The 17,501-nt window shown below is 49.2% G+C and carries 16 protein-coding genes and 3 tRNA genes; 1 reads left to right on the top strand and 18 read right to left on the bottom strand.

The annotated features are described in order from the left end of the window. Positions 1-20: 20 nt before the first annotated feature. Positions 21-1,079 (bottom strand): hypothetical protein, encoded by a 1,059-nt coding sequence (locus tag CWE12_RS00770; protein ID WP_126787675.1) that lies wholly within the window; start codon positions 1,077-1,079, stop codon positions 21-23. A 113-nt stretch (positions 1,080-1,192) separates the two neighbouring features. Beyond that, positions 1,193-2,428: an MFS transporter gene (locus CWE12_RS00765; protein ID WP_126787674.1), complete on the bottom strand. Its 1,236-nt coding sequence runs from the start codon at positions 2,426-2,428 to the stop codon at positions 1,193-1,195. 168 nt (positions 2,429-2,596) lie between these two features. Here CWE12_RS00765 and CWE12_RS00760 point away from each other — a divergent pair, with 168 nt between their 5' ends. Beyond that, positions 2,597-3,100, top strand: coding sequence for a DUF6436 domain-containing protein (locus CWE12_RS00760; RefSeq protein WP_126787673.1), 504 nt, complete (start codon positions 2,597-2,599; stop codon positions 3,098-3,100). On the opposite strand, the gene CWE12_RS00755 is transcribed toward CWE12_RS00760, so the two are convergent. The 16 genes from CWE12_RS00755 to CWE12_RS00680 all read right to left on the bottom strand — a co-directional run bounded on the left by CWE12_RS00755 (position 3,097) and on the right by CWE12_RS00680 (position 17,501). Beyond that, positions 3,097-3,567, bottom strand: coding sequence for an MgtC/SapB family protein (locus tag CWE12_RS00755; RefSeq protein ID WP_126787672.1), 471 nt, complete (start codon positions 3,565-3,567; stop codon positions 3,097-3,099). The genes CWE12_RS00760 and CWE12_RS00755 overlap by 4 nt on opposite strands. A gap of 90 nt (positions 3,568-3,657) precedes the next feature. Continuing rightward, positions 3,658-4,089, bottom strand: coding sequence for a nuclear transport factor 2 family protein (locus tag CWE12_RS00750; RefSeq protein ID WP_126787671.1), 432 nt, complete (start codon positions 4,087-4,089; stop codon positions 3,658-3,660). A gap of 101 nt (positions 4,090-4,190) precedes the next feature. Then, entirely contained in the window at positions 4,191-5,060 is an 870-nt protein-coding gene (locus tag CWE12_RS00745; RefSeq protein ID WP_126787670.1) for a BrxR family transcriptional regulator, read from the bottom strand. A 134-nt stretch (positions 5,061-5,194) separates the two neighbouring features. After that, entirely contained in the window at positions 5,195-6,241 is a 1,047-nt protein-coding gene (locus CWE12_RS00740) for a hypothetical protein (protein ID WP_126787669.1), read from the bottom strand. An 865-nt stretch (positions 6,242-7,106) separates the two neighbouring features. Then, positions 7,107-8,300: an AIPR family protein gene (locus CWE12_RS00735; RefSeq protein WP_126787668.1), complete on the bottom strand. Its 1,194-nt coding sequence runs from the start codon at positions 8,298-8,300 to the stop codon at positions 7,107-7,109. A gap of 573 nt (positions 8,301-8,873) precedes the next feature. After that, a tRNA-Leu gene (locus CWE12_RS00730) sits at positions 8,874-8,960 on the bottom strand. 55 nt (positions 8,961-9,015) lie between these two features. Next, positions 9,016-9,089 (bottom strand) — tRNA-Cys (locus tag CWE12_RS00725). Between the two features lie 212 nt (positions 9,090-9,301). After that, the gene (locus CWE12_RS00720) at positions 9,302-9,688 is read right to left on the bottom strand and encodes a CBS domain-containing protein (RefSeq protein ID WP_126787667.1); all 387 of its coding nucleotides are present in this window, start codon (positions 9,686-9,688) and stop codon (positions 9,302-9,304) included. 60 nt (positions 9,689-9,748) lie between these two features. Next, complete coding sequence (locus CWE12_RS00715) at positions 9,749-10,102, bottom strand: transcriptional regulator (protein ID WP_126787666.1); 354 nt, start codon at positions 10,100-10,102, stop codon at positions 9,749-9,751. Continuing rightward, entirely contained in the window at positions 10,099-11,628 is a 1,530-nt protein-coding gene (locus CWE12_RS13730) for a DUF1538 domain-containing protein (protein ID WP_126787665.1), read from the bottom strand. Before CWE12_RS13730 ends, CWE12_RS00715 begins: the two co-directional genes overlap by 4 nt. Positions 11,629-11,798: 170 nt before the next feature. Further along, positions 11,799-12,131 (bottom strand): putative signal transducing protein, encoded by a 333-nt coding sequence (locus CWE12_RS00705; RefSeq protein ID WP_126787664.1) that lies wholly within the window; start codon positions 12,129-12,131, stop codon positions 11,799-11,801. Next, positions 12,128-14,074 (bottom strand): methyl-accepting chemotaxis protein, encoded by a 1,947-nt coding sequence (locus tag CWE12_RS00700; RefSeq protein WP_198675657.1) that lies wholly within the window; start codon positions 14,072-14,074, stop codon positions 12,128-12,130. The genes CWE12_RS00705 and CWE12_RS00700 overlap by 4 nt, the downstream gene beginning before the upstream one ends. Positions 14,075-14,191: 117 nt before the next feature. Then, positions 14,192-14,267 (bottom strand) — tRNA-Gly (locus CWE12_RS00695). Between the two features lie 93 nt (positions 14,268-14,360). Beyond that, positions 14,361-14,918: a CDP-diacylglycerol--glycerol-3-phosphate 3-phosphatidyltransferase gene (gene pgsA / locus CWE12_RS00690; RefSeq protein ID WP_126787663.1), complete on the bottom strand. Its 558-nt coding sequence runs from the start codon at positions 14,916-14,918 to the stop codon at positions 14,361-14,363. A gap of 27 nt (positions 14,919-14,945) precedes the next feature. Beyond that, entirely contained in the window at positions 14,946-16,784 is a 1,839-nt protein-coding gene (gene uvrC / locus CWE12_RS00685) for an excinuclease ABC subunit UvrC (RefSeq protein WP_126787662.1), read from the bottom strand. Between the two features lie 42 nt (positions 16,785-16,826). Continuing rightward, positions 16,827-17,501, bottom strand: coding sequence for a LuxR C-terminal-related transcriptional regulator (locus CWE12_RS00680; RefSeq protein ID WP_126787661.1), 675 nt, complete (start codon positions 17,499-17,501; stop codon positions 16,827-16,829).

Here is a 17,501-nt window from a genome sequence, read left to right as displayed (position 1 = left end):
ACCTGTCTCGCCAGTGAGCGTTACTGTATGTCGAGTGTGAATGCACCCTGTCCGGAGGAAAATCCACGTACCAGAATACTGTATTCACCAGCTGGCAGTTGCTCGCTAATCAACGAGTTCGTGCCAGTGCCACCATCGTCATCGTACAGAGTGACATCGCCCCCCTGCACTTCCAGTACTGTATCAAATGCATCTGAATTCAGCGCAATACGCACCTGGCTGTCTTCTTCGACCGTTAATGTGTAGTTCATAGAGCCATTTTGCAGGAAGCCCATAACCCGTTGGCCAAGTTCCACACTACCGCCTTGCTGATAGTCATCCATGCCATTGAGCTTAGTGGCCTGCAAATTAAACGTGCCAAAGGTATCGCTGGCATCGCCGTAAGGCGTGGTCGCCGTCACTGTGTACTCGCCTGGTTCCAGCATCACCGACAGGCGTGCATTAAGACTGCTTCCGCTGTCATCGTCTGTGGCATTGACGCCATTGCCTTCGATCCGCAAGTAACTGTCAAACAGTGAAGTCGACATATCAATCTGATACATACCTGCTTCTTCGACCACCAACTGATACTGGTTAGGTGCCCCACTCAGGTATCCCTGAATACTGTCTTCAAAGGTAAGCTCACCTTCATTGATCACTTCCAGCCACTCAGTGTTAAGCCGAAACGGACCGTATGAACTGAAATCGAGACCGCTGACAATTAAGGTTAACGTCTGCTCAGGGGTACTTTCAAAGTAACTGAAAAGTTCGCCTTCAGAGCTGGTCTGAACCACTTCCCGATCTTCATTCAACAGCACCATCTGAGCATCCAGGGCACCTTCTTGCTCGATCCGCAACAGGCCAGTCTGATCTGGGCGCAGGATAAACGCCTGATAGCGTGAACCATCTTTAAGGTTAATTGAACTTGCCTGAGTCAACTCGCCACGTGTGGTTTCACTCATACTTAACGTTGGGAAACGGTCTGCGCTACGGAAAGCTGAACTACCGTCGGAGAAAGCCCCGAGATAGTTATAGGCGACCGCCCCGGCGACACCGCCGAGAATGAAACTTACTACAATCGCTAACTTACTTGTTTTCATTTTTTCTTCTCCATGAATTGTCGGCCGATCTTCTTGAACGGCCTCGCAACGAATTCTACTCTAAAATGAGTAAGGTTTTCCAAATCAAAGTGTTAAGAGTCTTTACAAAGTGCTTAACCAGCCACTTCAACCGCGTCCGATGGATAGTGACGACGGTAACTGAGCGCACTGAATTTCATCCCTAACCAAAGTGCAATCAGGCTTGTCGACGCAAGCAGGAACCAGGCCAGGGTAAAACTTTGCAGGTAGTCGCGCAGCACACCAGCGGCCCACGGAGCCAGTGCTGCAATCAGGTAACCGACCCCCTGAACAAAGGCTGTCAGTCGGCCTGCCTGCAACGGACTTTCGATATGATCCATGGTAATAATCATCGCCAGTGGAAAGATCCCACCAATACCGAGCCCGATTAATCCAATCCAAAGCAGTAAGGCGCTGTGTGGTATCAGCGCCAGGGCGCTGAACCCAACCAGTTGCAACATACACAACACCGCTATCACTACACGTTTGTCGTTGCGACGTGAAGCCCACCAGGGGAACAAGATCCCGGCAACTACTTCGCACGCGGTCAGGAACCCGAGCAACAACCCGGCTTGTTTAGACGAATAGCCAAGCTCCTGCGCATAGGGAGCCAGCCACGCCAATACGCTGACATAACAGCTGGTTCCCAACGCAAAGAATACCGCCAGTTGCCAGCTGCGTGGATTACGCCAATGCGACAAGCCCGGGCCTGGCGTTGCCCTCTGATGCACCGGTTCTTCCTGGGAACGACTAACCCAGCAGACCCATACTATCAGTGCAAACAACGCCAGCCAGACCCAGTGACCAAGGCTCTCCCGCCAGCTAAGTTGGGTAGCGAGTAGCGGTGTGCTGATTGCGGCAATCGCCGCTCCAGCCATAATCGCCGTGACATAGAAGCCCATAATCAAAGGTGCTCGGGTCGCGAAGCGCGCTTTAATAATGGCGGGCACTAAGGTCTGGATCATGGCAATGGAAATACCAGCCAGAACCGCAGTTAGGATCATCCAGCCAGCCCCTGGCACCCAAAATCGCATGGCCGTGGCAACGGCTAACAGCAGAATCGAGGCGGCTACCGTGCGTTCAACACCGAGCGGCTGCGCCAGGCGGAAGCCGACAAAGCTCAACAAGCCCATGGCCAGCACGGGTAACGAGGTGAGTAAGGAAGCGGTGCTAAAACTCAGTGCAAGATCGCTCTGAATAGACTGTAACAGCGGGCCTATAGCCGCCAGTGCCGGGCGCAGATTGAGCGCCAGTACCACAAGAGCAACCGCAACAAGCCACTGGCGACGCGACAACGCAGCGCCAGCTGATAATGAAGAGTGAAGTGACATTAGTTAATCCTGAAAAAACTATCGACAACGAGGCAGCCTTGCCCCTGATAGGATGATTCAGCAATGAATCATCAAAAACCGCCGCTATATTACACCAACCCGGCCGCTTGTTGGACCCTGCGAGCCGTTTTGTTCTACACTATAGTCAGATCCTGAAATGGCAATTTAATGACAACACGACATTCTTTTCGCGCGCTGAGCTGGCGAGTGTTCTGCGCTGTATGGGTAGTTGCCACGGCAGCTTTACTCTACCATTTCACATTTGGCAATTACGGCGAGTTCGACCCACAGCAACGCTGGCTTGACGCGCAACCCTCGTTAACCTTGTCAGCACTCGACTTACCACCGCAGCAAGGCCTGACTCTGGTTCATGTTCGTCGCTCTTTCTGCAGCTGCAACCCTCTGGCCGACAATCACCGCGACAGCGTTCCTGACCAGGTCGAACAACACCAGCTTGATATCACCAGGGTTGAAGCGGCCGGTTTCAGTATGCCCGCGTCCCCCGCCGCGCTTATTTTTGATGGCGATGAGCTTATTTACGCCGGCCCCTACGCCAGCGGCGCTCTCTGCTCCGTTGAAAACAGCCTGATCGAGGATATTTTAGTTGGTCAGCAACGCCTCGCCGGCCCGTTTTTAAATGGACTGGTCAAAGCATGCCGCTGCTTGAGCTAGCTTTGCTTTTTATTTTTCTTCTCGTTAATCACTTCGCGCTCAAACTGACCCAGACCGACCATGATAATCAGCGCAATCACGGTCACCATAACCGCCAGCGGAAAATTATTGATACCCGCAGACACACCAATAGCGCCCGCCAGCCATATAGACGCCCCCGTGGTAATGCCCTGAATATGTCCGCCACTACGAATAATGCTGCCGGCACCAAGAAAGCCAATACCGCCAATCACTCCTTCTACCACCCGACTCGGATCAATCCGCGCCGACGGGTCGCCTTCGGCGGTCGCAAACAAAATACTCATCCCAATGATAATAAAAGTCGCCGAACCCAATGACACCAGCATGTGCGACCGCAAACCGGCCGGTTTGCCGTGCAGCTCGCGTTCCAGGCCCAAAAATAAAGCAAGCCCGGCTGCCACAGACAAGCGGGTCAACATATCAAGAATCGGGATTTCAGTTTCCATGCAGTGTTTTCTCTTTTTTAGTAGTTAAGCCGGTAGTTAAGACGGTAATTAAGAACGTAACTAAGAAAAAAGTAGCACAGGAAACGCGTTTTATCGTTGGGCGGGGAAGTAATACACGCGCTGAATCAGATCACCAGCAAACTCATACACAGCCGTGCTTCGCCGCGATTGCATACCGCTTTGGCCGCGCCAGCTAGCCTCTTCGATGGTAATGACCTGATTGCCCGACTGCATCACCTCAACAAGCTGAGATGAGCACGACGCACAGGACTGAAAATAGCCATCCATCGCTGCCAGCAAGGCGCTTTTACCATCCGTCTCAACCGAGAGTGACGCGCCGTTCACCGCAAACCATTGCACATCCTCCGTAACAAATTCCGCCATCTCACTAGTGTCATGGGCATTGAATGCCGCCACAAAATCTCGCACCCGCTGCGCATTAGCCGAGTCTTCAGCCTGTGCCGTACCTGACATTACAGTCAGTAGCAGACAGCTAGCAATTACAAAAATGAAATGACGCATTGAAAACCTTTTATTAGGTAAATAACTTAATCTGCTGTTTAGTCATCATCTCCCCCTTCCCTGAACCACGCTGCGTTAGACCACCAATATTCCTTACGCTATCAAGCCACCTTATACCCCGGCGCTATCGCCAGGTTGCTGGTATTCATTAAGCTATGACGGTTGCGTAACCAGAGCTGAAATTCCGGGCCAGTTAGCTCTGCGTTTTCGGTGCAATCGACATTCCAGCGCCTGAGCAGATACCCGACCATCGCCGCGCGCACATTGACTTCGGACATGCCATTTTGCATCCCATAATCGAGTTCTATCGCGGCCGGGTATTTGATGTTGTTGGGGTGTGGCTCAAACTGCAAGGTAATGATGCGATTCCATTCATGGTCAGCCTCAGGGCTTTCAAACGGCTTCGCCTCGGTGGCACGATTTACTTTATGAATTCGGGTTAAAACAAAATCGCGAAAGCTTTCTGATTTCCGATCAAACGCACGAACATGCCAGCGCAGCCCGTTATCGACAATCGAATGCGGGACAATAACGCGTTTGTCGTTGCCGCTAGTCAGCGACGTGTATTCAATCTCCACTGCGAATTTATTCAGGGTGGCCTGCACCACTTTGGCCACTAAAAAGATGTTCGGCACATTTAAATTCGACGCAGGCTCAACCGGGTATGTCACATCGCCGATAGCATCAAACCCATCCGAAATGTTATTCGCCAGTTTCGCGAGGGTGCGCTGCGCGTCATGCTCAAAAAGCGGTTGGAATTCTGCAGTCTGGAAATAGCGTTTCAACTTGACGTCATAGCTGAGATTGTCAGGGGCCAGCTCTTTATAGAGATTAAAGTCACGCGAGCCCGCGGATAGCCCCACCGCAAACTTTTCTACCAAATCAATGCGGCACAGTGAGCCTTTAAACAATAAGCAAAAATCAATGTACGCGAGGCGCTGTTTTTGAGCGTAAGAAAGATCGTCCAGCATGGTCCACTACTATTCCTGAATTCAAATTATTATGAACCTAGTGTGGGTGATTTTGGGTGGGGTGTAAAGCCCTCATAGAGGGCATGAAACATTTTGCCTCAAACCTGTAGTGGCAAACTTCATTCGGGAATAACCTAACTACAAACCCTAAATGTGTACAACAACGTCCCACCTTGATAAAAGTCAACGATCTGGCATCCACCGCTCGTAGGGAACGTCCAACCAGGGCCTGGGGGAGCAGGAGCTGGCTCGCCACCTGCTGAGCCACCCAGGTTTACAGCTGGCGTTAGGACGCCGTTATTTACCGCCTCTTCGAGCCTCTCCTTGACACATTCATTCTCAATTGCCAAGGACCCGCTGCTACCTGATAGATTTTCTAGTCTGTATCCGGCGACTTGCGAAGCGCCCAAAAGATTGAAATTCATAATTGGAAGATTTTGTTCATCAAACCCTAGTATGCTTACTTGATAAGCGAAGAAATCTTTCCTCGACCCCGGTCTTTCCGACTCATCAAACGTCACGATAAAAGACGGGTCTCTTGAGGCGCTGTCTGCCAAGATTGAGCTGGTTAAACCCAAAAAACTTAATGAATAGCTTCTGTCGATTTTTACTGGGTTTAAATTCAGGTCGTTATTTCTACTTATCAATTTTGTCCCGATTTCGATCGCGGCTCTATTTTGAATGGAATCAAGAGTGTTTGGATTGGTAAGAGCACTTAAAGCCGTGTCTGTCGGACAAGCACCGTCAGAATTTGAAGATCTGTTGGCACTAGATGAACTGATATTAAACGAGCCCAATATTTCATGACTATCAGCAGAGGCTTCCGTTATCGCACTATTTGAATCCCTGACAAACTTCATTAATATTCGAAATGACTCTTCTCTATCTGACGAAAGAGGTATTCTTTCAGCTTGCACACTCCATGGGAAATCTCTTTCGTGGAACACGTTGTATTTATACGCCTGCCCTGAATTGGAATCAACAAAGGTAATTACTTTGTTGATAGATTGGCATGTTATATCGGGTCCAAATTCCGACGAGCATTGAAGGGTGTTCGCGTTCGACTTTGCGAAAGCTTCTGCAGCAGATTCCGTACTACAGCTTTCACATATCACCGCGGTTTCAGCAAAAGTAATACTGGAGAAAAATAGACCAGACAACGCTAATAATCTGACTTTCATACATTTCCCTCAGTATTTTTGCCTTTAACTTGCTAAAAAATCGCGACAAGCGTGTTGTAGATTCTTCGCCAATCTAAATTTCATTACCACAAGACTTTGTATATATCAAGCAAAAATGCCCGCCTAGCTTTTTATTTCGTGATGTCGGTTGAGTTAGTTGGGTACCGACAACTACCCAGAACTTCATCGCTTAGGGTCTACCCCGCACAAGTTAAAGGTGTAATGAAGCAGACTAGGTATCCAAACATGCAGGTAAGCGGCGATTTGACCAGATCATTGGAGTGGGCCGAGAGTCATAGATAGTTTCTGACTGTTATTTGAATACAGGAAGGTCTATGAACAACCAACGGGGCAGCACAAAGAAGTGGCCAATTAGCTTGTTTTAAAAAGATTTAAAGACATCAGGAGAACTAGAGAAACTAAGAAATGGTGCCCGGGGCCGGACTTGAACCGGCACGCTCTTACGAGCGAGGGATTTTAAATGCCATGTCATTAAAACAAACACTTTAAAATCAATAGCTTATACAGCACACTAGAAACTTAAACACATGATTCCGATTTCACAGTTTGTAACCTCTGACCTCTTCCCCAATAAATGCCTTCTGATAAGTATCGCAACGCCAATGAAATATAAAAGGTCTACCGTATCGAAGCACACGAAGATATTGCCTCTTTTAGAAACCTTAAGAATTTTCTACAGACAGTAGAGCTTCAAGGGGGATTTACCTAAGCCAATGTCCGACTTTGGTGTTGATCTGACTGCAAGATCTAACTCACTTCATAATGAAAATGTTAACTGCTCTTTTGTTGAGCTAATAAATTATTAAAGTCTGGGAGAAGACCACCTCTCCCAGACGATACGTACTTACTTATTCAGTAATCGCTTATAAATAGCGGTAACTTGGATTAACGATGAATAAGCAGCTTTCGACCTGCCCATTACATATGGCTTGTGGTCAGCAACGTTTTGGTAAGTTGATTTGATAGCGCTGATTAGGTCTCTGTCATCAAATATATCTGGTATCGTTAGAAGCCAATTATCATCTTCAGACTTTGTTACAAATTCTGCGAGAGCAGCTAATGCTGGAAAAACAATACCATCTGGAACGTCCAGGATTTTTTTGCCGTCTCTATGAATAGACCTGATACCTGTTCCGATGAAGCCCTCATGTGTTTTCCATTTTTGATATAGCTCCCATGCTGACGGTGCTATCTCTACGAAGAACTCATACGCGTCTTTAGTATCTGCATTTGCAGTGCCGTCTTTGACGCTTTTGGCCATTTCTGTAAACTGCTTTAAGCATTTCGTTTTCTGGTTGTATGCGTAATTCTTGTTAGCTAAATCACCTCGCCCTAACTTAGTCCAAATTTCCTCAGGAGTCAGAGCTGTTATAACTTGCAATAGCTTCTCGGTATCAAGTGTATCGTCAGGAGAGTCTGTTTCCGATAGTCTTAGCTTCAACCCATCAAAATGCTTCTCTATAGACTTAGCTAAATCATCAAATGAGCCAAGCTTTCCAGATATTGACAACATCTTAACGTCATTCTGAAAGTTTCGCGCTATCGATATTTCTGCTATCAAAGGCTCATCAGTGCAAATTATCAATTCGAAAGTGATATGAATATCTGGAAAATCCTTAGGATCTTCTAGCGTGTTAATATAGTCCCTCAGAATTCCTTGCGTTTGAGCACCATTAATAATGCTCGCGTTGATTAGCGTCAATTCTCTAACTTTCTCATCGACATCATAAGCTTCAGCTACGATGGTAATTCCACCGTTCAACACTGAAAATTTCTCAGGTGAGTTTTCAAGGGTCGCTGTAATAGCTCGATGGACAGCTGTAGGAACTTTCTTCTTACCATCGACAGCCAGAAGGTAGTCTCGTACGTTGTCATTAGTGCTGATTTGTAGAATTTCTGACGCTTTCATATGCCCTGTTAATACTTTCCGATCATTTGATAGATCATCTGGGCTAGAAATATTGCGCAGTGAATGGAATTGAACTTTGGTTTTGTTGCTTGCAGGCGCAACGGCCTTGTTCAGACTTAGTCTGCTCATAGTAAAATTCTCTTTTGTCTCTCCTTCCACCGTTTCAACACGATCCCAACCTAGAGATGTGCGGGTGCAAAGGTTTTTACAAAGTAGTGCGATATTACGCGAAATGCAACCTCTAATTTAGACTTTTTATTATAGCGGCAAGTTATACAAACCTGTCCAGGCCATTTCACAGATAAAGTATCGTGGTGTTGATAACCATCAGTTTAAAGTGTTAGATCTTTGAAATTTTTGAAGAAATCTCTATGAATTAACCGAAGAGCTTAGGTGTTTCGAGTATTGAAAAATGAGATAAGATTTTTACGGAATGCGGCTTATAAAGGAAAACTTAAACAGTAGGCATCGAAAAAGCAAGGGGGCACCGAACAGAATGCATATGAAATCGAGCAAAAATCGTGCTCTGGCTAAAACGATATAACTATGAAAATAGCAGTGGATTTAGACACGCTAGAGGGGAGCAGAAACTTAAACATCAAACAAAATTAAAACGGACTTAAACAGTTGCTTTTTTAGTGAATTCAAACAACTCTATATTTTATATGGCCATATAAAATATTGATTTAAAATATAAAAAATTGGTGCCCGGGGCCGGACTTGAACCGGCACGCTCTTACGAGCGAGGGATTTTAAATCCCTTGTGTCTACCAATTTCACCACCCGGGCGACACTTTTGTGGAATAGAGCTTTGTTGCTTGCCTGAGAAAAGCCAACAACTTAATGGAGGCGGGTCCCGGAGTCGAACCGAGATCCACGGATTTGCAATCCGCTGCATAGCCATTCTGCCAACCCGCCAGTTAAGCTCGACTGGCTCTGTGCCAGTGCTGGGCGCAATTCTGCCACCATCTTGCTGGCCTGTAAACAGTCTTTTGCAATAAAACGAACTGATTGCGCGTTTTTCAGACGCTTTTGCGACAAGTGCCTAATTATTCGTAGTTTCTGTCCTAGGCTTAAGCAAATAAGCCTATTTTTCAACAGGTTAACTATTAAGCAACGGGTCGCATAGTTTAATCTATGCTGGCGAGCAGAATATCCATAATATCGTCCATGGCGATAAAGCCGACGAGGTCGTTGTCGTCAAGAACCACCAGGCGTTTAACCCGATGCTCAGTCATCATCGCGGCAACATGCTTAACGGCAAGGCTTTTGCCGACTGACAGCGCAGGTTTGGCGCAGACATCGTAGACGTTGAGCAAGTCGATATCGCCTTCTTCGGCGATGATGGTTTTCATGATGTTGGTGTAAGTAATCAGTCCAAAGGCATCATGATCAGCTCGCTTGTCGACCACCAATGACTTAAGGTCATGCCGTTTCATCAGGCTCAGCGCCTCGCGGATGGTGGCGAAAGGCGAGACACAGACCACGTCTTTTACCATTACGTCACGTACTTGCATTGCAATTGCCTTTCTGGTTTCGTTGGAATCGTTCACTAGTTTGTACCCTGCGAATTAAAGTTACAGTGTTTGTTTTACGTGTTGTTCAAATTTCTCGACCTGCGTCATATCAATGCCCGCCAGGTGCTCAAGGCCAAGCGTGAACACCAGCCCTTTGGAGTCGTCTTTATCCGGCGGGTTGACGATGCTCTGCAACGACTTCAGCACATCAAGGGAGAGGCTTTTCTCCAGTACCATCACCAGCACACTCTGGCTGCCGTCATAGGTCAGGCCAAAAAACGTTTTCTTAACCGTATTGCTGATGCCTCTGGCCGACATCACGGTGATGCCGCCTGCGCCATGTTCACGCGCGGCATCAATGGATTCCTGTTCTAGTTCTTCCGGCACGATAGCCACCAATACTGAAAACTTCATGCGCTTCCCTCTTTCGTTTGGTCGTTTGTTGATTCAACTGCGTCGTTTCGAGCTATGTCTTTTCGGCGCGCGATAAAGTCTGCCACGATGGCGTACGTCATCACGGTTACAATTGGAAAAATTGAGGCGAAGGCAATTAAGCCAAAGCCATCAATCAGTATATTACGCCCTTCGATATGGGTCGCCAGACCGATGCCAAGCGCGGTGACCAGTGGCACTGTGACTTCCGAGGTGGTGACGCCGCCGAGGTCGTAGGCCAGGGCTACAATGTAGCGCGGAGCGAGCAGCGTCAGCACAATCACCAGCGAGTAGCCGCCCATAATGTAGTAATGAATCGAATCACCGCTGATGATCCGGTGCACACCAATAGTGATACCGATAGCCACTCCTATCGCCACCAGAATTCGAATCGCGTTGCCATTGACCCGGCCTTGCGCGGCTTCCTCTGCCTGTTGCCCTATCGCGATTAAGGCGGGTTCAGCCATGGTTGTGGCGAAACCGATAGCAAAGGCAAACAGGTACACAAAGTGGATCGCCCCGAGTCCTATCAGCTGCTCAGCCATGCTGGTTCCAATTGGAAACAGGCCCAGTTTGAGGCCGACCACAAAGGCATACAAACCAAGGATAACCAGCCCAAAGCCAAGTGCAACCACGCGCGGATTATTCAGCTTTCGCTTGAGCACGATGTACTGGAAAAACAGTACGGTCAGAATAATCGGCAAGACGTCACGAACCATATATGCCAGGTCCAGTAGCATTTGCACCGCACCACCAGTTTTCCCGCTTTCCTGCTTAATAACCAGTTCGGCAGTTTCCGCGCCACCAGCGTAGACCAGGATCCCGTACACCTGCACGCTGATCATCGGCACCATCACCGCCATCGCGACCAGACCAAAACCATCCATTAACGGGTTACGACCCCGGATCGATGCCGCCAGGCCAATACCCAACGCCGCTATCAGCGGAACCGTGACAATATTCGTGGTTACGCCACCAGAGTCATAGGCTAAGCCGACAATCTCTTCCGGGGCAAAATAGGTCACCGCCACCACCAGCATATAGCCGGTGATCATGATCCAGTGAATGGGCCAGCCCATCAGGGTGCGTAACACACCGAGTGCGACCACCAGGCCGACCGAGGTAGCGACCAGTAAACGCAGCGTCAATGCATCGATGCGTCCTTCGCTAATGGTCTGGGCCTGTTCTGCGACTGCAATTAATGCGGGTTCTGCAATTACCGCTGAAAAACCAATGGCAAACCCAAACAGCAGTAAAATTGGCAGCGAGCCACGCCGCGCAAACTGGTTAGAGAGGCTTTTTCCCACCGGGAAGATACTGAGCTCAAGTCCCTGCAAAAAGAGCGCAACGCCAAAGGCAACAATAAGCAAACCAAGCGCCATACTTGCCAGCCCATCCGGCATCTGTTGCAGCACCAGCGCCTGGAATACAGCCACCACGATGACAATAGGTAACAGGTTGCGTAACGCGTGGACGACAGCGTGATAAAAGTCCTTAAGAAAAGGCAAACAAGATCCCTCGTAGTTCTAATTTTAATACCCTGTTCAGTAGCCTAGAGTACGTTGACGACACACTGATGACAACTCGCCTGATAGGATGAAAAGCTATTCTAGCGGACGCACTCTTTCTGGATCTTGCGCTTGGTCAAATGAATCATATGCAGAGAATAAGAGGACTCCTATCCAGTCGGTTCAGCTGGCGGCTCGCCGCATTGCCAGCATAGTTCAAAGCTGCTGCCATTCACTTCAGCACAGTTCTGGCACCGCCATTCATCACCGCTTTGCGCTTCATAGGCAGTGAGTACCTGCTTGGCCGCCACGAGCGACTCAGCAGGCACCCAGACTGGGGTGTACAACGCATCCATCGGCAACTCGCCAATGCCGCCCATCAGTCCCTGGCTACGCAAGCCTGCGCGGATCCCCTGGCGATGCAGCAACCCCACCAGGAGCTCGGCTTCCATGGGATTGCCCGCGCTATAGGCTTTCACCCAGTGACTCTGGACTTTCATCATACTTTAAACTGACTGACCAGAGCGTTCATATGGTCCGCCAACTCGCTAAGATGGCGCATTGATGCACGCTGCTGTTTCAGGTTGTCGTTAATTTCCAGTGCGCTTTCACGAATGGCGTGGGCAGACTGATTGACATGCTCAACCACACTGCTCTGCTCTTCGGTGGCCGTCGCCACCTGATGGTTACCATCACTTATTTGCTGGAAAGCAGCCTCTACCTGTTTCAGCGATTGCGCCGAGCGCTCGGTCAGCTGAGTCACCGTCTCGGTATCTTCACTGCCTTGCTGTATCGCTTTGGTCGATTTCGCCGCCAGTGCCTGCAGTTGCGCGACCTGTTCCTGAATTTCAGCGGTGGAGGTCTTGGTGCGTTGCGCCAGGGTGCGGACTTCATCCGCCACCACAGAGAAGCCTCTGCCCTGCTCACCGGCTCGTGCGGCTTCGATGGCAGCATTCAACGCAAGTAAATTGGTCTGCTCAGAAATGTTATTGATAACTTCAACCACACCGTCAATCGCCTCGGCTTGCGCGGCAAATTCTGCAATGGTTTGCTGGGTGTTATTAATTAACTCATTCAGTGAGTGCATGGCGGTCGAGGTCTCAGACATGCTCTGACTGGTTTGGGTAACCTCAGTTAACGCCGATTCTGAATTGTCCGCGGTGCGATTTGCAATCGACGAGATATCGGCCACGGTCTGACCCATTTCGTTGATTGCCGTGGCCACCTGATCGGTTTGCTCACCTTGCTCATTGGTCGCATCGGCGGTACGGCCGGTTAAGTCACCAATGGTATCAATGTCTTTTTTCATCAGCGCCTGCGACTCTTTGATGTTCTCCACCATGTTTCCGATGGTACCGATAATCGCATTAAACCCTTTCGCCAGGTGACCCAGCTCGTTATTTGCTGAGTCATCCAGCCGTACCGTTAAGTCGCCACCGTCACCTGACATTGATAACAACTGGTCTCCCACCCGACGAATTTTTTTACTCAGGTTATTGGCAAAAAAGACGCTGGCAATAACAAAACCAACTGCCAGTAACAGGCTGACCAGTAATGCCCAGGCGGACACCGCATTGATCTCAGAGGATACTTCACTGACCGGGAAGATCCCGATCACGTTTAATCCGGTACCATCGACATCGGTGACCCCGACGTAGACTTCTTCGCCATCAATGGTGACCCGTTGCTGGCGAAACCCCTGAGCCTGCTGTCCGACAAACTCTGCCAGTGGCTGGTAATCACTAATATCAGCCAACGCGCGACCAATGAATCCATTGTCGCTGTGGGCTATAACATGGTTCTGCTGATCCACCAGAAAGATATAGCCACGCTCACCAAGCTGACGCTGGGCGACCATCTGCGAAATCTCTGTGACATCAAAACCCAGGCCTGCAGCAGCCAGCGCCTGGCCCGTTTCAGGGTCCTCGACCCGAGTGTTTACAAACAGCGTTAGCGCGCCACTTTGTTCATCGGGGTCAAGATTCAGCTGCACGCTTTCATCACTGTTCATAAAGTCGAAGAACCAGCTATCACGAGGGTCCTGATCAGACATCTCTTTGAAAAAGCCATTCTGCGTGTAGTAACGCTGATCCAGCGCGCTGACCCAGAACACAGCATCTGCTTCATTCTGCGCACCATAGCTGGCTAGAAAATCCACCGACTGTTGATGCAGTGAACTGCTGGTATCTGCCTGCCGTGTCCATTCATGCAAAAAACTATTCTGCGCCAGCGCCGTCGATAACAGGATCGGGCGGTTAATTTCAGAGCGTACTTCTTCACCCAGGCGCCCTAACGCGTTTGGCAACAGTTCGGTTTCGGTCTGAGAATAATAGAAACGGGAGAATTGTGAGATGTTTACAAATGCTGCAGCGAGCGTGACAACAGTCAGCGCGATGGCCATAAAGATAACCAGCAGCGTTCGGATCGGTAGCTTGTTCAAGTCCATTAGACCCCCAACAGCAAAGGATTGTCTGATATGTGTACCGGTATCCTAGCGGGTCTGATTTAAAAAATGAACCTAAAACGCAAAACGCCACCCGAGGGTGGCGTTTTGTGCGAAATTTGGAGCGAGTAACGAGGTTCGAACTCGTGACCTCGACCTTGGCAAGGTCGCGCTCTACCAGCTGAGCTATACTCGCGTTTCGATGCTTTGCATTTTACTGCCAGATACGCCACAGTCAACACTTTATTTGCTTTAAGCTGACTGTTTGCGTAATTTTTAACTGATTTGACTACTTAGCGTTCGATTCGTCAGTCAGGTCTTTCCAGGCGTTATCCAGATATATGTACATCGACCAAATGGTCAGTACCGCAGACACATAAAGCGCCATGGTCGCAATCACTTCAATGCCTTTATTCGCCTGCCAGAGTAAACCTGTCAGAGCGACCATTTGCGCGATGGTCTTCACTTTTCCAAGACTGGACACAGCAACAGCTGACCGCTTACCGATTTCAGCCATCCATTCACGTAGCGCAGAAACAATCAGTTCACGACTGATAATAATCAGCCCCGGGACGGTAATCCATAGACTTCCGTAGTCTTCCACCACCACAATCAAAGCCGCTGCAACCATGATCTTATCGGCCACAGGATCAAAAAATGCGCCGAACTTGGTCATTTGATCGAATTTGCGCGCTACCCAGCCATCGAGAGCATCGGTAATAGCGGCCAGAACAAAAATAAGTGCCGCCAGAAAATGCGCATTCTCAACGGGTAAGTAAAACACCACCAGAAATACGGGGATCAGAAAAATCCTGAATGATGTCAATAAATTAGGAATATTCCACATGAAGTAGGCTTCTCTCGTAATTGGTTGCTATTCGTCCCGGAAGGCATGGTAAATGGTTTCAGCCATAGCACGGCTAATCCCAGGGACCTGTGCAAGTTGCTCTATACTAGCGCTTTTTACCTGTTGTAATCCACCCAAGTTATGTAATAAAGTTTTTCGCCGCTTCGGCCCAACGCCTTCAATTTCCTCTAATGTAGAGGTTTTTTTCACTTTTGCACGACGCTGACGATGCCCGGTAATGGCAAAACGGTGGGACTCATCGCGAATGTACTGGATCAAGTGCAACCCCGGGTCATCTTCATTTAACTGAATAGCCCCCTGACCAAACCCGAGAAAGAGGGTTTCCAGCCCGGGTTTACGGCTTTCACCTTTGGCGACACCAATTAGCAACGGCGGTTGCGGCCAGTCGGCGAAATACTCTTCGGCCTGTTTTAGCTGCCCCTTACCACCGTCAATAAACAGGATATCCGGCACATTATCCTGTTCAATCGCGTGTTTGTAGCGGCGTTCCATCACCTGCGCCATGGCCGCATAGTCATCACCACCGGTAATGTCTTTGATGTTGAACCGTCGGTAATCAGACTTTAATGGCCCCTGCTGATCGAAAACCACGCAGGAGGCGACAGTCTGATCACCCATGGTATGGGAAATATCAAAGCATTCCATCCGTTCAACCGGTTTATCAACATCCCATACCCGCGCCTTCTCCAGCGCCTTTTTCAGTGCCGACAAGCGATTTGCCATAGTGGTTTGTGAGCTGAGCTTGCTACTCACCGAATTCATCGCGTTTTTATTCGCCAGCGACTGATAACGGGCCCGCTCACCACGGCTGGTGGCATTGATTTTCAGAGGCTTCTCAAGCGCATCGCTCAGCGCCGTTTGAACATCACTACTAATAGTCTCACCATGCGGCAAAATGACTTCCGCCGGGATCTGCCCTGCCCGCTGTTGATTCAAGTAAAACTGGAGCAGAAACGATTCTAACAATTCACTGTTATCGGTATTCGCCGGAACTTTAGGAAAATAGCTGCGACTGCCCTGAACCTGACCATCGCGAATAAAGAGTACCTGAATACAACTAAAGCCGCTTTCACGATGCAAGCCAATCACATCCAGCATCGACTGGCTGCCGCTCACCGCGTTCTTATCCTGAACCTGACGCAAGGCGCCTATCTGATCACGAAAGCGGGCCGCCTTTTCAAACTCCAGCTGGGCACTGGCTTCTTCCATGCGTTGCATCAGGCTGTCCACTACCTGTTGATTCTTACCGCGTAAGAATAGCTTGGCTAAATCCACCTGCTGTTGATACTCGGCTTCGGTCGGCAGACCCACACAGGGTGCCAGGCAACGCTTAAGCTGGTGCTGCAGGCAGGGCCGACTGCGCGCGCGATAATAACTGTCGTCGCACTGGCGTACCGGAAACAGTTTCTGCAGCAAGCGCAGGCTTTCACGCACCGCTGAACCATTCGGAAAGGGCCCGAAATACTCCCCTTTTTCACGTTTGGTGCCACGATGAAAGGCGATCCGGGGATGTTCATGGGCAGAGATGAAAATATATGGGTACGACTTATCGTCGCGCAGCAGCACGTTGTAGCGGGGACGAAACTTTTTGATGAAACTGTTTTCCAGGATCAGCGCTTCGGTTTCTGAGTTGGTAACCGTGACATCCATGGTCGCAATATTTTTGACCAATGCCTTGGTTTTAACTGCATCGACCTGCTTACGAAAGTAACTACTCACCCGCTTGCGCAGGTCTTTTGCTTTACCGACATAAATAACTACCCCATCAGCGTCATACATCCGGTAAACACCGGGCTGATGGGTTAGGTTATTAATGAAAGCCTGGGCGTCAAAGCTAGAATTCATGGGCACTCGTGGATACTTCAAAGTGCCCATATCATAGCAAATTTACTCGCGAACAGGTAACCGTCCGTGCTCATATGGATTCGGCGTCAACGGCACTAAACCTGTACTAATCGCCAAATGGACCAACTGCACATCACTTTGCGTATTGGTCTTTTTAAACAGGCGATAGCGGAAGGTGTTGACTGTCTTGCGCGAGATAAACAAACGTGACGCAATGTCATTGACCGTATCACCGCTGCAGAGCAGCTGTAATACCAGCCGTTCGCGCTTGCTTAAGCCACTGAGCAGCGGCTGCTCATCACCGTTTTGCTTGATGCGGCGAAAAATGCCGGTCAGATACGGCGTGAAGTACTTGTAGCCGAGGTGAACCTGCATACAGGCCTTCAACCACTCTTCGGCCTCTGTGTACTGGTACATGTACGCATCAATTTCTTCATCCGCAATATAGTGGTCAATCGCACTGCCCACCTTAAAGCACCAGAAAATGATCCGCGTTAGTGGTGCCTGCCGTTTGATCGCACGGATTAACGACTTTGACCCCTGGGCGCAGAAATTCGAGTCGAGTATGACGATCCGCTCTGCGGGCCCGCGTAGCTCGTGCAGTAACTGATGGCGGTTCTGAACATTGGCAGTACAACGCCAGTGCTCGTGTTCAAAGGTTGCCTGCAAACCCGCCCGGCAGACGTCCCCGCTGACGGCGATAATAAGTTGTCGCAT

Source organism: Aliidiomarina sedimenti (genome assembly GCF_003986955.1).
GTDB lineage: Bacteria > Pseudomonadota > Gammaproteobacteria > Enterobacterales > Alteromonadaceae > Aliidiomarina > Aliidiomarina sedimenti.
The sequence above is the reverse complement of the archived record's forward strand: the minus strand, read 5'-3'. Positions and strand labels throughout refer to the sequence as shown.

What these genes read in the sequence shown, in the direction of transcription:
- CWE12_RS00770 (WP_126787675.1), bottom strand. Translation starts at nt 1,079, where the DNA reads ATGAAAACAAGTAAGTTAGCGATTGTAGTAAGTTTCATTCTCGGCGGT.
- CWE12_RS00745 (WP_126787670.1), bottom strand. Translation starts at nt 5,060, where the DNA reads ATGCTGGACGATCTTTCTTACGCTCAAAAACAGCGCCTCGCGTACATT.
- CWE12_RS00700 (WP_198675657.1), bottom strand. Translation starts at nt 14,074, where the DNA reads ATGGACTTGAACAAGCTACCGATCCGAACGCTGCTGGTTATCTTTATG.
- CWE12_RS00750 (WP_126787671.1), bottom strand. Translation starts at nt 4,089, where the DNA reads ATGCGTCATTTCATTTTTGTAATTGCTAGCTGTCTGCTACTGACTGTA.
- CWE12_RS00755 (WP_126787672.1), bottom strand. Translation starts at nt 3,567, where the DNA reads ATGGAAACTGAAATCCCGATTCTTGATATGTTGACCCGCTTGTCTGTG.
- CWE12_RS00735 (WP_126787668.1), bottom strand. Translation starts at nt 8,300, where the DNA reads ATGAGCAGACTAAGTCTGAACAAGGCCGTTGCGCCTGCAAGCAACAAA.
- CWE12_RS00705 (WP_126787664.1), bottom strand. Translation starts at nt 12,131, where the DNA reads ATGATGAAAGTCCAGAGTCACTGGGTGAAAGCCTATAGCGCGGGCAAT.
- CWE12_RS00740 (WP_126787669.1), bottom strand. Translation starts at nt 6,241, where the DNA reads ATGAAAGTCAGATTATTAGCGTTGTCTGGTCTATTTTTCTCCAGTATT.
- CWE12_RS00680 (WP_126787661.1), bottom strand. Translation starts at nt 17,501, where the DNA reads ATGCGACAACTTATTATCGCCGTCAGCGGGGACGTCTGCCGGGCGGGT.
- pgsA (WP_126787663.1), bottom strand. Translation starts at nt 14,918, where the DNA reads ATGTGGAATATTCCTAATTTATTGACATCATTCAGGATTTTTCTGATC.
- uvrC (WP_126787662.1), bottom strand. Translation starts at nt 16,784, where the DNA reads ATGAATTCTAGCTTTGACGCCCAGGCTTTCATTAATAACCTAACCCAT.
- CWE12_RS00715 (WP_126787666.1), bottom strand. Translation starts at nt 10,102, where the DNA reads ATGAAGTTTTCAGTATTGGTGGCTATCGTGCCGGAAGAACTAGAACAG.
- CWE12_RS00765 (WP_126787674.1), bottom strand. Translation starts at nt 2,428, where the DNA reads ATGTCACTTCACTCTTCATTATCAGCTGGCGCTGCGTTGTCGCGTCGC.
- CWE12_RS00720 (WP_126787667.1), bottom strand. Translation starts at nt 9,688, where the DNA reads ATGCAAGTACGTGACGTAATGGTAAAAGACGTGGTCTGTGTCTCGCCT.
- CWE12_RS00760 (WP_126787673.1), top strand. Translation starts at nt 2,597, where the DNA reads ATGACAACACGACATTCTTTTCGCGCGCTGAGCTGGCGAGTGTTCTGC.